Genomic DNA, 13,205 nt, shown 5'->3' with positions numbered 1-13,205 from the left:
TATTTGTTATACTGCATCGTAATGCAGTACTTATTGTGAAAGCGTGAAAGGAATGCCCCATGACAAGATGTATATTGGCCAAAGAGAAAGACCCGCTCGGTACAATGCTGAATGATTTTTGCGGTGGCGACGCCGCGGCTTTTCTCAATGTCTGGTCCTCGACGCTTGAAATGTCCACCATGCAGGGAGCCACCATGCTCCGTGGATTCGAGGAAATGAACAACATCGAAAAATGTGCCCTGGCGGCCTGCCGGGGACGAATTCTTGATGTCGGTGCAGGAGCTGGCTGCCACAGCCTTGTCCTGCAGTCGAAGGGCCTGGATGTCGATGCCATTGATATCTCCCCCGGCTGCGTGGAGGTAATGCGCAGAAGAGGAATCGAAAAATCGTATCACTGCAATATCCTGGATGTCAGAAATTCTCGTTATGATACAGTTCTCATGCTCATGAATGGGATAGGAATATCCGGTTCCCTGGATGGCCTGAATCTCTATATCCAACAGCTGGACACCATACTTGCACCGGGCGGACAGCTGCTTGTCGATTCAACCGATCTGACCGGGAAATTCCTGGAACAGGGTGAGGCTCTCTACGATGAGGAGGGACGGTATTGCGGAGAAACAGATTTTGTCATGATATACAAAGGGCTGCGATCAGACCCTTTCAGCTGGCTTTATGTCGATTTCGAACTGTTGCGCACCATCTGCAGCTTTCATGGATACCGGTGCGACAAACTTATTGAAACGGGAGAAAAACAATTCCTGGCAAAGATCTATCCCTGTATCGTTGGTCAGTGATCGTTTCCAAGACCTTGACCGAGGTGGTCGTAGAAAACCAGGACTGCTGCCTGGGAGGCAGATAAACCACCGACGACAGAAGAAGTCGATCTGGAGCACAATCTCAGGGAGGAAGATGATCACAACCATTTTTTCCGCTGGTTTATTGGCAGCAGCCGGCAAAACCGGTCAACAGCAGTGAAGAACAAGAGGGTCGCATGATTGCAGGGACTTCATACCGCGTCGCGGCGGTACAGATGGTATCGGGTGCCGATGTCTCCGAAAATATCACTACAACGGAACACCTTGTAGCAGAGGCAGCAGCCCAGGGAGCGCGGCTGATCGTGTTGCCCGAGAATTTTGCCGTAATGAGCAATAACGAGCAGGACAAGATAGCTCTTGCGGAGGAAGATGGTGTTGGCCCTCTCCAGGATTTTCTCGTGACTGCGGCGAGACAGCACGGGATCTGGCTCGTCGGGGGTACCGTGCCACTCGTCTCAGACTGCCCTGGCAAAATACGCAATGTTTGTCTGGTCTATTCCCCATTGGGCGAGCGTATCGCCCGCTATGACAAAATCCATTTATTCGGATTTGATAACGGACAAGAACGGTATGACGAATCGGCAACCGTCGAGGCGGGCGATAAGGTGGTCACCATTGCACCAGAGGGTATACGGACTGGCCTGTCGATCTGCTACGACCTGCGTTTCCCTGAACTTTTCCGGGCAATGGGAGAGGTGGACCTGATAGTACTGCCGGCTGCCTTCACCTACCCCACCGGCCTTGCCCATTGGGAGGTACTGCTCAGAGCCCGGGCTATCGAAAACCAGTGTTACCTCATTGCAGCGGCCCAGGGCGGCTACCACCCATCGGGACGCCGCACCTATGGGGACAGCATGATTGTTGATCCGTGGGGGGAGGTTTTAGCACGCCGCGCGGAGGGTCCGGGGGTGGTCATCGCAGAAATATCATCTCGTCACCTGCAGCAGATACGCCTGTGTCTGCCAGCCCTCAAAGATCGCCGCCTCCTCTGATTTTTTCGGCCCCTCTTTTCACTATCATGCTCTTGTCCAACCCGGCTTCAGCCGCAATTCCCCTGTACGTATACCTGAACCCACCAAAAAATATCGTTTTTTCGAAATGCAAAAATTCGCAATAATTACATTAGCGTAATGTTACCCAGACGAGACTTTACAGCATTCTTGGCCATGCTTAAAAATACTCTAGACAAGGAAAAACGATAATTATTACGTATCGGTCTGTTGCAAGGGAAGATTGTTAAAAGCAGGCAAGTATTCGGTACATGTCGGCTTGACATGTATTTAAAATAGTATCTAGTTTCCATCCTGAAACGAGTCATTTTGCTCTAAATCTAGGCGAATTAAAGAAATTACAATGATAAACATTTTCCACATTATGATCGGACTCCTGCTCTTGGGGCTGGGGCGCAGGCTGTTCTGGCTTTTTGTCGGATGCGTCGGTTTTGTGGCCGGATTACAGATGGCGCAGCTCTATTTGGGGCTGCAACCCGTGTGGATGATTTGGGCTATCGCATTGCTGTTTGGACTGGTTGGCGCGGTGCTGGCCATGTTCTTCCAGACTTTGGCAATCGGATTGGGAGGTTTCGCCGCTGGAAGCACTATTACTGCATATATTGCAACCATGCTGGGATATGCAGCAATTCCTTCGATCATTTTTACAGGAGGCATAGCAGGAGCAATCCTGTTGTTTGCAACGTTCGACTGGGCGCTCATCGGATTGTCATCGGTGGCCGGTTCCACCCTCATCGTGCAATCTTTGCACGTCACCCCCCCGGCTGAGATGGTTCTGTATGCGCTTTTAATCGTCGCCGGAGCAGTCTTTCAGGCAACCATGTTGCGCAGCAAACGTATCGCAACGCAATAACCCCTTTCCTCAAGGCCGGTAGCCCGTTGTCTTTCATGGGTGTGCAACCATTGTCTGACAGGATGGCTATGCCCTGTGTCGGGTTTGACGGGGGAGAGACTCCGCATCGGAATAAGTGAGTTAAAAGTCGCCTGGCCGGATCGGCACAAAGCCACATCGGCACGTAGTAACTGCCGGATGCAAGCGGACGGATTGGTTCTCCGCCCTCAAGTAAGCTACCAAAGCTTATGGGATTACAGTAAAGGAGGATGGCTGACATGAAGGTTAAAATCGATCAACTCAAATCTGCCGCATCTTCACATGGGTCGAAACCCAGCCCCAAGGATGACTTGAAATCCATCTCCATGGCCGAACTGCAGGTAATGTTAGCATCGTCACCTGACGGCATAAGTCAGGTTGAGGCGCAGAGACGGTTGAGTCAGTATGGCCCGAATGAGATTGAAGAAAAAAAAGTCAATCCATTCCTGAAATTCCTCACCTATTTTTGGGGTCCGATTCCATGGATGATCGAGGTGGCGGTTATTTTATCGGGCCTGGTCAGGCACTGGCCGGATTTTTTTATCATCCTCGTTTTACTGGTGGCCAATGCCGTAGTCGCCTTCTGGGAAGAACACCAGGCAGGCAACGCCATCGCTGCCCTGAAGGCGAAGCTGGCGATTAAGGCCCGGGTCAAACGCGATGGACAGTGGATTACCCCCGCGGCGAGGGATCTGGTGCCAGGTGACGTCATCCGCCTGCGCCTGGGCGACATAGTACCGGCGGACGCTCGCCTGCTGGATGGTGACCCGGTGGAAGTTGATCAGTCCGCGCTCACTGGGGAATCGTTGCCCGCCACACGAAAATCCGGCGAGGCGGTCTATTCAGGATCGATCATGCGTCAGGGGGAAACAGAAGCCCTGGTCTATGCCACGGGAGCGAATACCTACTTCGGCAAGACGGCGCAGCTGGTACAGGAAACCCGCACCGACAGCCACTTTCAGCGCGCCGTGTTAAATATTGGCAATTATTTAATCCTCCTCGCTGTAACCCTGGTTGTGTTGATTCTCTGCGTGGCATTGTTTCGAGGTGATCAGATGCTCACCACGCTCCAGTTTGCCTTGGTTCTTACTGTCGCTGCCATTCCTGTGGCAATGCCAACGGTGCTGTCGGTGACCATGGCGGTTGGCGCACGCCTGCTCGCCAAAAAGGAGGCTATCGTCAGTCGCCTGGTGGCCATAGAGGAATTGGCCGGGACGGACATTTTGTGCTCCGACAAGACCGGGACCCTGACGCAGAATAAGCTGACCATGGGGGAGCCATTCACCGTAAATGGCGTTTCGGCAGAGCAGATCATTCTCTGCGCCGCTCTGGCTTCACGCCGGGAGAATCAGGATACAATTGATCTGGCTGTGCTGAGCAGCGTAAAAAATGATCAGGTACTGAAAGGGTATCAGGCGGTCCATTTCCAGCCGTTTGATCCGGTGCATAAACGAACCGAGGCTTCAATTAAAGCGGCAGATGAAAGCACGTTCAAGGTTGCTAAGGGTGCACCACAGATAATCCTTGCATTGTCGGCCAATGCCGCGCAGATACAATCGTCCGTCGATGAAGCGATTGACGGCTTCGCCAGGCGTGGTTTTCGCTCGTTGGGCGTAGCCAGGACGGACGCTCAGGACCAGTGGCAGTTTTTAGGGGTTCTGCCGCTTTTTGATCCGCCGCGAGAAGACTCTAAAACCACCATTGCCACCGCAGGCCAGATGGGTGTGACGGTTAAAATGGTGACAGGTGACCAGCTTGCTATCGCTCGAGAAACTGCCGTACAACTGGGGATGGGCACCAACATTCTTGATGCCAGCGGCTTTGGTGATACCAAGCATCACGAAGCTGGTCAGTTGGCACAAATGATCGATAAGGCCGACGGCTTTGCCCAGGTGTTCCCTGAACACAAGTTTCATATTGTTGAAGTTCTGCAGCAACAGGGACATATCGTCGGGATGACCGGCGACGGGGTCAACGATGCCCCTGCGCTGAAGAAAGCCGACTGCGGTATAGCTGTTTCAGGAGCAACCGATGCGGCACGGGCGGCAGCGTCGATCGTACTTATGTCGCCCGGACTGTCGGTTATCATCGACGCAATAAAAGAGAGCAGGAAAATCTTTCAGCGGATGAACAGCTATGCAATTTACCGCATCGCCGAGACATTACGGGTGTTGTTGTTCATGACCCTGGCTATCCTGATCTTCAACTTTTATCCTTTGACAGCGGTGATGATCGTTATGCTGGCTTTGCTCAATGACGGCGCAATCCTCTCCATTGCCTATGACAATGTTATTTGCCGAGATCAGCCCGAGGCCTGGAATATGCGTATGGTTCTGGGCATAGCCACAGTGCTGGGCGTCCTTGGACCCGTTGCGTCATTTGGCCTTTTCTACCTCGGCGAGCAGGTCTATAACCTTGATCGTGCACATATTCAAACGCTGATGTACCTCATGCTGTCAGTGGCCGGACATCTGACGATTTTTCTGACACGCACTCGCGGCCCATTCTGGTCGATTCGTCCTGCACCGATGTTATGGCTGGCGGTTCTCGGCACGCAAATCATTGCGACGTTGATTGCCGTTTACGGACTGTTTATGACACCAATTGGCTGGACGTGGGCGTCCTTTGTCTGGGGCTATGCATTCATATGGTTTCTTGTCAGTGATCGGGTTAAATTGCTGGCTTATCGGCTGTTCGATCCAATAGCATGAGATTCCGGTCGGTTAAAAAGAGTGGCGATGCAGAACCATACAGAGATCGACGCAATGAGGCCACCTGAGACGATGGAGGATCAGCGAATTAAATGCGCCGGGGAGGATCTGCTGCGCCTAGAACCACCAGATATCGCGTTTGGGTGGATTCCCGGAAGTTTCGAAGGAATCACCTGACTCACGCAATACGACCTTCAGATCGTCTTCAGTAAAATCAAACCCATCTTCAACTGCACTGGCTACAAATTTAGGCATGGCTCCGATTTTGTCGTATTTAATGCGGAGCACTTTGTCTTCCCCACCAGCAATCAAAAATCGTTCAACCTCTTTCTTGGACATGACTCTCTCCTTTATGGACTGGTAAATAAACAGCGTTTTAAGATGTGCAAAACTATTTTTTCGAATACAGTTACGGGGAAATAAGCAGGAAGCATGCCAGACTGTCGCACTACCGGATGTACCTGAATTTTATAAACAAAAAAGGCTTTCCGGAAAACATTTGAAATAACCTACAGATTTGTATGCAGGAGGGGACACAAAAGTGTAGATAAACAAACAAAAACGACAATCCAGGCCCATAAGATGTAAGGACCAGCTGGTTACGGTATTCGGCGCCGTAGACTGACTGCCGCCTGGCGATGGTGACGATAACCTCTTGCAGTAACCGCAGACCGTTCTCAGTAGTTCCACCGCTCACATCCGCACGAGTGCTGGCCCGGGAGTGATGATCGCCACCATCCTCACTCAAGTCTTTGTCAGAGCTTCCGTGGGTCGAGTTTTTGATGAGTTTTCTCTCTCTTCAACATCTAAAAAATTGTATTATAGGCCAGTGGAACTTTGGTCGTAAGACAGCATGCGTACTTTGGATTAAAGACAATATGCTTTGTCTTAGTTTCCGGGTCATACCATCTCACTTCAATACATTCCCCCGTATCCGGACACGTTCTCGACAAGGCAACATCTCCCCACATCTCGTCTCTGGCAGTTGAGATTCTATCCCAAATTACGATTGATATGATTAAATAATAATCATACGAAAAGTCTGATTTGTAGTTTTCTGCATCATCCAGAACAAGATCTATTCCAATTTCAGGAATAAATTCGTTCATCTTTTCCTCTAAAATTCGATGGAAGTCTTTTTCACTATGAACGACCCATCCATTATCCAAAAAAGCCTTTTCGTTAGGGCATCTTTCTGCAGAGTAAGCATTTACAAAACAACACAAAACAGTCAGAAGTATAATTGGTTTCATAATGCCCCCATTGACGTAGATCAAGAACGAGCAGCAGAACTCCCCGATGAATTTTAATCTCAATTCCGGTTAGAGAAAATCTTAAACCCGCATGGTACAACAGCTCCTGGTTCATGCGGGTTTAAGAATGAAAACTGGATATTGTAAAGACTATCTCCAGACCCACTCGGTCTTCAGATCAAGCTTCTTCTCATCTTTGAAAAAAACGACTTCATTGCCGTCAAATTCACCAAAAGGCAGATACCATAAAACCACCGAGACATTCAGCTCGTCTTTCACCAATTCTCTCTGGCCTTTGGCGCCTTTGGCCGGATCTTTAAAAGGATAGGTGATTTCAAAGGTTTCATGCACTCTCGCCAGAGGCGGAATACTTGTTTCCCGCAAGAGCCCACTCTTTTCGTAGGGGCCTCTACCCATTTCTTTGCCGCGGCCTAGACGTCCAGGAAACGGCATATATATTTTTTGCTCTTTATAAATTTCTTTATCGTCAGTTGTTTTCGCGGTCACTTCCAGGACCAGCCGGTTTGGAGTAGGTCAGCCGTCCGGGATGCCATGTCCCGTTTTATTGTAGATTTCAACATTGACGATACCGATAGGCAGAACCCCTTCCTCCTTATTTTTCCGCCAGAACAGGGAGCGTCCTTCGACCTTGACGTCAACTGCCATCTTTCGCATGGTCTCATCGCGGTACGACTGCATATCATGTCCGAGTCCCGACTTGATCATATGACATTCCTGACACGATTCACTGCCGCCATGGGCAACATAGGCAAAAAGATAACTGCCGTAGGCGGTGGCGCATTGAGACGGGTGATCGAGTTCAAAATTAGGCCCCTGCCCGTGACACTGGCCGCAGAAGATTGATTCTTTAATGGCTGGAGCAACGGCCATTTTGGGATGGCTTTCATCCTCATGATCACCAACCTGGGAGCCATATACCGTGTCAGGCTGGGGATAGCCATCGGCATACTTGTGGATGATTGCCATTTTGTTATGACAAATCATACAGCCGATGTTCAGACTGGCGATAGTCTTCTCCAGTTTTTCCGCCTTGTCGTGATCTCCATCCTTATGCGCTTTTTGCCAACCACGTATGGTTGCCACAATTTCCCGGGCAACGTCATCGGTTGCTTCATCAAGCTGCGGCAGATGGCATTTCATGCACATCATCAGGCTTTCCACAGTGATATCGGAGTCCTTTTTAACTCCGGAATACGGGAAAAGCTTTAAGCCTTTTTCAATAGCTGTGATAATAGTCGGGGCGGTACGAGGCGAGCCGAGAATTGATTTGGAATGCAGGGACTCCGACCATTCGTCATGTACCTCTTCATGGCATTCCATACACTTGCTGGAATCGTACCGCGCAGCAAGTTCTGCAATAGTTTTCGCCTTGGGGAGTGGTTGCGGCTTCGGGCCTCCTTCACCAAACGCACTCACCGACAACAGCATGCATGCAGCGATGCACACCAAGGCAATAGGCCAGGCATTTTTCATATTTCCTCCTGCAGGTTGAGATGAGACATCTATCAATGCTTTTATTTGTGCTGCTGGTATTTCATGCTAAACTGCCCCGGCAGCAAAACGTATTGAAACTCCCTCAAATGGCGTCCTTCTCGTTCCCCTTCAGACCGGGGCTTCTCGCAAATCCTTTACTCTTGCAATGGTGGCGAAAACTCCCTTAGAATACCTGGCAAGGCGTATAGATATTCCGAACAAAACCTCACCAATCGATTCTTTCTTGCATGAAAAAAAATAGCCGAACCACCTCCTTGTGAGGCAGCTCGGCTATCTATTGAGACCCGTGGCTTTCCGTACTCGTTTATCAGCGAGTTTGGCTTTATCTCATTCGTAATTGTGATTACCACTAAAGTTCAGCTTAGAAGGTGTCCAGAGGGATAGGAGATGCCCTTTGCACGGGTGTTCCGCAGCCTGGATGGCTGCGGTCAAGCCCCCTGGGATGGGTTTATGGCGTCCCGTGCAAAGGGCATCTCATATCCCTATATAGCTGAGGTTTAGTCGTAATCTCATTCGTAATTATTTGTAAATTATACTATCGAAAGAGAAATATATTTGTCAACGCGACAAAGTAGCACTACCAAACAATTTGTGTAGAAAAATTCATTTTGCTTCTGGTACAACAAACAACTGCCCTACAAGTCCATAATTTTTTAACCAGTCTTTCCATCAACTCGATGCAAGGCCCACAATAAAAATTTGCGCGTTGCAACGGTAAGGTCAAATGTGAATCAGTATCAAATTGATTGAGGTTTGTACCGGCGGTATATGTATTCTTTTTTCTGATTGCCCCTCAACCTCAGCTTAGAAGATCCAGAGGGATAGGAGATGCCCTTTGCACGGGTGTTCCGCAGCCTGGATGGCTGCGGTCAAGCCCCCAGGGATGAGTTTATGGCGTCCCGTGCAAAGGGCACCTCATATCCCCATATAGCTGAACTGTAGTGGTAATCACATATATTTTTAATCCATGTTGCCAGGTACAGAGGAGCAACTTCTACCAGAAAAGATCTTGTCAAAACAAAGCATTGAATAACCCGGCCCCATTTGATGGAGACAGATGTGGCAATATTTATCTATTGGGAGTTGATTCCGGACTTTTCCGTTCGTTTCGTACCTCCGGTAAGCTGCTCGCCAGAACCTTGTCGACACGGTTGCCATCCATGTCGACGACCTCAAGCCGCCATCCCTCCCATTCAGCGACATCACTGGTGCGGGGAAGATCGCCGATCAGCCACATGATCATCCCACTCAAGGTGTGATACCTTCCCTTCTGTTCCTCGGGGAGGCTTCTCAAATCGAGGCGATCTTTGAGTTCCTGAATAGGAATCAGCCCGTCGAGAAGCCATGAACCGTCTTCGCGCTGAACGGCCCACACATCCTCGGGATCTCGCGACTTGAACTCTCCGGTCAATGCTTCCAGGACGTCTTGCAGTGTAATCAGACCCAGCATTTCACCATATTCATCGACGACAAAGACCATCTGCACTCCTGATTCTCGGAACTGTTCCAGCAGTTTCATTCCGTTAAGCAACTCAGGTACGAAAATAGCCGGTTGCAGATACTCGTCAATATTGGTGGACTCCCCCTTTATGCGCTGTTTGAGCAGTCTTTTCGCCGTGATAATCCCAACTGTATCATGTAATCCTCCACGACATACCGGGTAGCGAGAGTGGTTCGAGTTCACCAGATTTTCCAGGTTTCTTTCAAGCGGCTGTTCGATATCAAGATAGATGATTTCGCTGCGCGGTGTCATCAGGGAGGCTATCTGCCGATCATCCAACCGGAACACATTGCGTACCATCTCATGTTCCTGCTTTTCGATAAGACCAGCCTGGGACCCTTCAGCCAGCATAGAATGAATATCCTCTTCTGTCAGATTGGCACTGCTGAGTTCCTTTTTCCCCATCAACCGTAAAATGCCGTCGGTCGAAACTGACAGAAGATAGACAAAAGGGCGCGACAATTTTGCCAGCACTGAGATGGGACCCGCCATTAATCGTGCAATGCCCTCGGCATTGAACTGGGCAATCCGTTTTGGTACCAGTTCGCCCACCACAATAGAAAAATAAGTGATTCCTACGACCACAACGGTAGTGGCACTGATGGAACTGCTTTTTGCATCGAGCCCTACGCCACGGAGAATTTCAGCAACAGGGCCTGCCAGTGCAGCTTCACCCACGATACCATTCAGAATGCCGATTGCGGTGATGCCGATCTGCACAGTGGAGAGGAACTGGGTGGGATCCTCGCCAAGCCGCATGGCGATGCCTGCAGATTTGTCGCCATCTTCGGCCAGTCGCTGAAGACGGTGTTTGCGTGCTGTCACCAAGGCGATCTCGGACATGGCGAAGACGCCATTGAGTAAAATAAGAAAGATTAAGACGGCAATTTCCATGAAGTAGTTCCCTTGAGACAGTAAACAGATGACACGTGATGGTGTTGTGTCCTCAAGCAGGCTGTCCAGAGATAGACTGCCTGAACAATATCTGCCTTTTGGCAGAGGGGTTCTGAACAGCTGGATAATTAGAAATATGCAAAAATTCTAGTATGCAATTACCAGTTTTCCTCGTGCATCAGTACGCTCCTGATTTTAGTGGCAAGATCCTGCATGGTAAACGGCTTCTGGATGAAGTGTACTCTCTCGCCCAGCACTCCATGATGCGCAATAACATTGGCCGTGTAGCCGGACATAAACAAGCGCTTGATATCAGGATACACGGACAGTACATTCCTGGCCAGGTCACGGCCGTTCATCTCCGGCATAACCACATCGGTAATCAGCAGATGAATTTCGTCGGCATGCTCCCGGGCCAGGCGAATGGCTTCACCCGGTGAAACTGCGGGGAGGACCGTGTAGCCCTGGCGTTCGAGCATCACCGTCGTCATCTCAAGGATCATATGTTCGTCTTCCACCAATAGGATAGTCTCGTGTCCTGTTGCGGCCGGTTGCACCGGTTCTGGTTGAGATGACGGCTCCACCTTGCCCTGGTAGCAGGGCAGGTACAGCTTAAAGGTCGTACCAAAACCTGGCTCACTGTAGACATTAATAAAACCGTTGTTCTGTTTGACAATACCATAGACCGTTGCCAGTCCCAGGCCGGTCCCCTTCCCCATCTCCTTGGTAGTAAAAAACGGTTCGAACAAAAGGGAGAGATCCTCGCGGTCCATGCCGCGACCATTGTCGCTCAACGCCAACAATACATACTCACCTGGAACAAGACCCACGTGTGTGCTGCAGTAAGCTTCATCAAAAGCCACGTTGTCCGTTTCGATCGTAACCTTTCCGGTATCTCCGATGGCATCGCGGGCGTTGACACACAGGTTGGCAAGAATTTGATCGATTTGGGTGGGATCCATTTTGACTGGTTTCAGATTTTCGCCCGGCCGCCACGCGAGATCGATGTTCTCGCCAATGAGTCGTCGCAGCATATCGAGCATGCTTGCCACGGTCATATTAATGTCGAGCACCTTGGGTGCCACTGTCTGTTTGCGGGCAAAAGCCAGCAGTTGTCGGGTCAGGTTGGCTGAACGGTGGGCAGCCTGCTGGATTCCCTGCAGCGCAGAATACATCGGCTGGCCTGGCTCGACTTGATCGAGGACCAATTCCGAATAACCTAAAATAACTCCCAACATATTATTGAAGTCATGGGCAACACCACCGGCCAGTCTACCGACAGACTCCATTTTCTGCACCTGGGTCAACTGTAACTGCAATTTCTCGGCTTCGACCTCGGCACGCTTGCGCTCACTGATATCAATGCCAATCCCCATCAAATAGAGTTGTCCTTGTGCTTGAAATTTAATACCGGTGAGTATGAAAGGCACTGGACGACCGTCTTTCATCAACAGGGGCGTTTCAATCGACCCCCTGCCCTTGGTCATCGCAATTTCAATCGCATCCAAGACGGCCTCTTTGGCTTCGGGTACATGCCAGTCAAGAATATGACGTCCCGCGATTTCACCAATCCCGTAACCAAGGAGCGTTTCATGCTCCCTGTTCCAAAGAATCAATCTTAAGTCGGGATAGGTATAGAGGTAGAAGATGCCGGGAAGACTTTCAATTATTGATTTTGAAAAGAATTGCTCCCGCCGCAAGGCGTCCTCGGTCTGCGTGTGTTTTTCGATTTCACGTGCCAGTTTTTCATTTGTCTGTTGCAGGGTTTCGTTTGCCTCAGAAAGCTGAGTCGTCCGTTCTGCAACCAACTTTTCCAGGAACTGATTCCGGCTGGCGAGTTCCTGCATCGGATAGATTTCGCCCTCGCGAACCAGGTGATAGGGAATGGAGATGCTACTGTGGCAGATTTTCCAGCCCGCAACTTCCAAACGGAAAATCAAGACCAGGCGTGCTGTCTCATTTGACAGGATCTGGTCTTTGATTGGCAGATGTATGTTGAAAAATCCAGTCGCAACAGCGATCGTATCCGCCAATAATTGTATGGCAAAGTCCTTCAGTTCGATACGGAGAGGATCTTTAATCTGGCTGAAGTCCTGTCGGGTAATTGCAACCCATTCCTCCCTGGTTTTTACCAGAAAATCCCCGCCTCCGGTAAAGCCAGAAAAGTCTTCGCTGAAATGCGTGGTGAGCCGGTCATCACGAGATGCATACATTTGCAGGTAGTCATCAAACAACTGCCTTATTATTTGGTAGTCTTTTGGGTCCATTGATCGATTCGTGTCTATTTCTAGAGGTAGTAATTAGGAGGGAATATAAACGGAATAGCCAGCTGCAATTCTACAATATATGTTTGAAAATTACGTGCGAATTAGGACAGATTTAAAATTGACAACCGAAAGACAAGATATTTCCAATACGATTCCGACTTGAAAACTAGGGATACTGAGTATTGAAGAACCTTCTCTACTGACGATAACAACGTAAAATTAAGCAATTAGAATGGCCCGACTCCAGTTGCGCAGTCCGATAAAACATGTATAATGATTACAACAGTGTGGAAGCCGACGGTGCACACCAGCCGGTCTAGCAAAGTAAAGAACATGCGACAGAAGAGAGAGAAACAGTGCAAGGT

Annotated in this window: 9 protein-coding genes and 1 riboswitch; of the genes, 4 read left to right on the top strand and 5 right to left on the bottom strand. The window is 49.7% G+C overall.

All coding sequences use genetic code 11. From position 1 onward, the window contains the following. Positions 1 to 59: 59 nt before the first annotated feature. From FCL47_RS13125 to FCL47_RS13110, 4 genes are all read left to right on the top strand, one after another. The gene (locus FCL47_RS13125; RefSeq protein WP_136813974.1) at positions 60 to 797 is read left to right on the top strand and encodes a bifunctional 2-polyprenyl-6-hydroxyphenol methylase/3-demethylubiquinol 3-O-methyltransferase UbiG; all 738 of its coding nucleotides are present in this window, start codon (positions 60 to 62) and stop codon (positions 795 to 797) included. 197 nt (positions 798 to 994) lie between these two features. Then, positions 995 to 1,810 (top strand): carbon-nitrogen hydrolase family protein, encoded by an 816-nt coding sequence (locus tag FCL47_RS13120; RefSeq protein ID WP_136813973.1) that lies wholly within the window; start codon positions 995 to 997, stop codon positions 1,808 to 1,810. A gap of 361 nt (positions 1,811 to 2,171) precedes the next feature. Next, positions 2,172 to 2,681, top strand: coding sequence for a TMEM198/TM7SF3 family protein (locus FCL47_RS13115; RefSeq protein ID WP_136813972.1), 510 nt, complete (start codon positions 2,172 to 2,174; stop codon positions 2,679 to 2,681). A gap of 257 nt (positions 2,682 to 2,938) precedes the next feature. Continuing rightward, positions 2,939 to 5,410 (top strand): plasma-membrane proton-efflux P-type ATPase, encoded by a 2,472-nt coding sequence (locus FCL47_RS13110; RefSeq protein WP_136813971.1) that lies wholly within the window; start codon positions 2,939 to 2,941, stop codon positions 5,408 to 5,410. A 117-nt stretch (positions 5,411 to 5,527) separates the two neighbouring features. On the opposite strand, the gene FCL47_RS13105 is transcribed toward FCL47_RS13110, so the two are convergent. The 5 genes from FCL47_RS13105 to FCL47_RS13080 form a co-directional block, all read right to left on the bottom strand. Further along, positions 5,528 to 5,749, bottom strand: coding sequence for a Nif11-like leader peptide family natural product precursor (locus FCL47_RS13105; RefSeq protein WP_136813970.1), 222 nt, complete (start codon positions 5,747 to 5,749; stop codon positions 5,528 to 5,530). 467 nt (positions 5,750 to 6,216) lie between these two features. Continuing rightward, positions 6,217 to 6,663 carry a hypothetical protein gene (locus FCL47_RS13100; RefSeq protein ID WP_136813969.1) on the bottom strand — a complete coding sequence of 149 codons (447 nt, stop codon included), beginning with the start codon at positions 6,661 to 6,663 and terminating at the stop codon, positions 6,217 to 6,219. A gap of 150 nt (positions 6,664 to 6,813) precedes the next feature. After that, a complete protein-coding gene (gene extKL / locus FCL47_RS13090; RefSeq protein ID WP_255580686.1) occupies positions 6,814 to 8,157 on the bottom strand; it encodes a multiheme c-type cytochrome (seleno)protein ExtKL in 1,344 nt (447 codons plus the stop codon). A gap of 278 nt (positions 8,158 to 8,435) precedes the next feature. Beyond that, positions 8,436 to 8,509: riboswitch (cyclic di-GMP riboswitch) on the bottom strand. Positions 8,510 to 9,247: 738 nt separating this feature from the next. Beyond that, complete coding sequence (locus FCL47_RS13085) at positions 9,248 to 10,573, bottom strand: hemolysin family protein (protein WP_136813967.1); 1,326 nt, start codon at positions 10,571 to 10,573, stop codon at positions 9,248 to 9,250. 158 nt (positions 10,574 to 10,731) lie between these two features. After that, entirely contained in the window at positions 10,732 to 12,840 is a 2,109-nt protein-coding gene (locus tag FCL47_RS13080) for a nuclear transport factor 2 family protein (protein ID WP_136813966.1), read from the bottom strand. Positions 12,841 to 13,205: the final 365 nt, after the last annotated feature.

The sequence above is a fragment of the Desulfopila sp. IMCC35006 genome, from assembly GCF_005116645.1.
Taxonomy (GTDB): Bacteria; Desulfobacterota; Desulfobulbia; order Desulfobulbales; family Desulfocapsaceae; genus Desulforhopalus_A.
Note: the sequence above shows the minus strand (reverse complement) of the source record. Positions and strands in the feature narration are given on the sequence as shown.

What these genes read in the sequence shown, in the direction of transcription:
- FCL47_RS13125 (WP_136813974.1), top strand. Translation starts at nt 60, where the DNA reads ATGACAAGATGTATATTGGCCAAAGAGAAAGACCCGCTCGGTACAATG.
- FCL47_RS13105 (WP_136813970.1), bottom strand. Translation starts at nt 5,749, where the DNA reads ATGTCCAAGAAAGAGGTTGAACGATTTTTGATTGCTGGTGGGGAAGAC.
- FCL47_RS13100 (WP_136813969.1), bottom strand. Translation starts at nt 6,663, where the DNA reads ATGAAACCAATTATACTTCTGACTGTTTTGTGTTGTTTTGTAAATGCT.
- FCL47_RS13110 (WP_136813971.1), top strand. Translation starts at nt 2,939, where the DNA reads ATGAAGGTTAAAATCGATCAACTCAAATCTGCCGCATCTTCACATGGG.
- FCL47_RS13120 (WP_136813973.1), top strand. Translation starts at nt 995, where the DNA reads ATGATTGCAGGGACTTCATACCGCGTCGCGGCGGTACAGATGGTATCG.
- FCL47_RS13085 (WP_136813967.1), bottom strand. Translation starts at nt 10,573, where the DNA reads ATGGAAATTGCCGTCTTAATCTTTCTTATTTTACTCAATGGCGTCTTC.
- FCL47_RS13080 (WP_136813966.1), bottom strand. Translation starts at nt 12,840, where the DNA reads ATGGACCCAAAAGACTACCAAATAATAAGGCAGTTGTTTGATGACTAC.
- FCL47_RS13115 (WP_136813972.1), top strand. Translation starts at nt 2,172, where the DNA reads ATGATAAACATTTTCCACATTATGATCGGACTCCTGCTCTTGGGGCTG.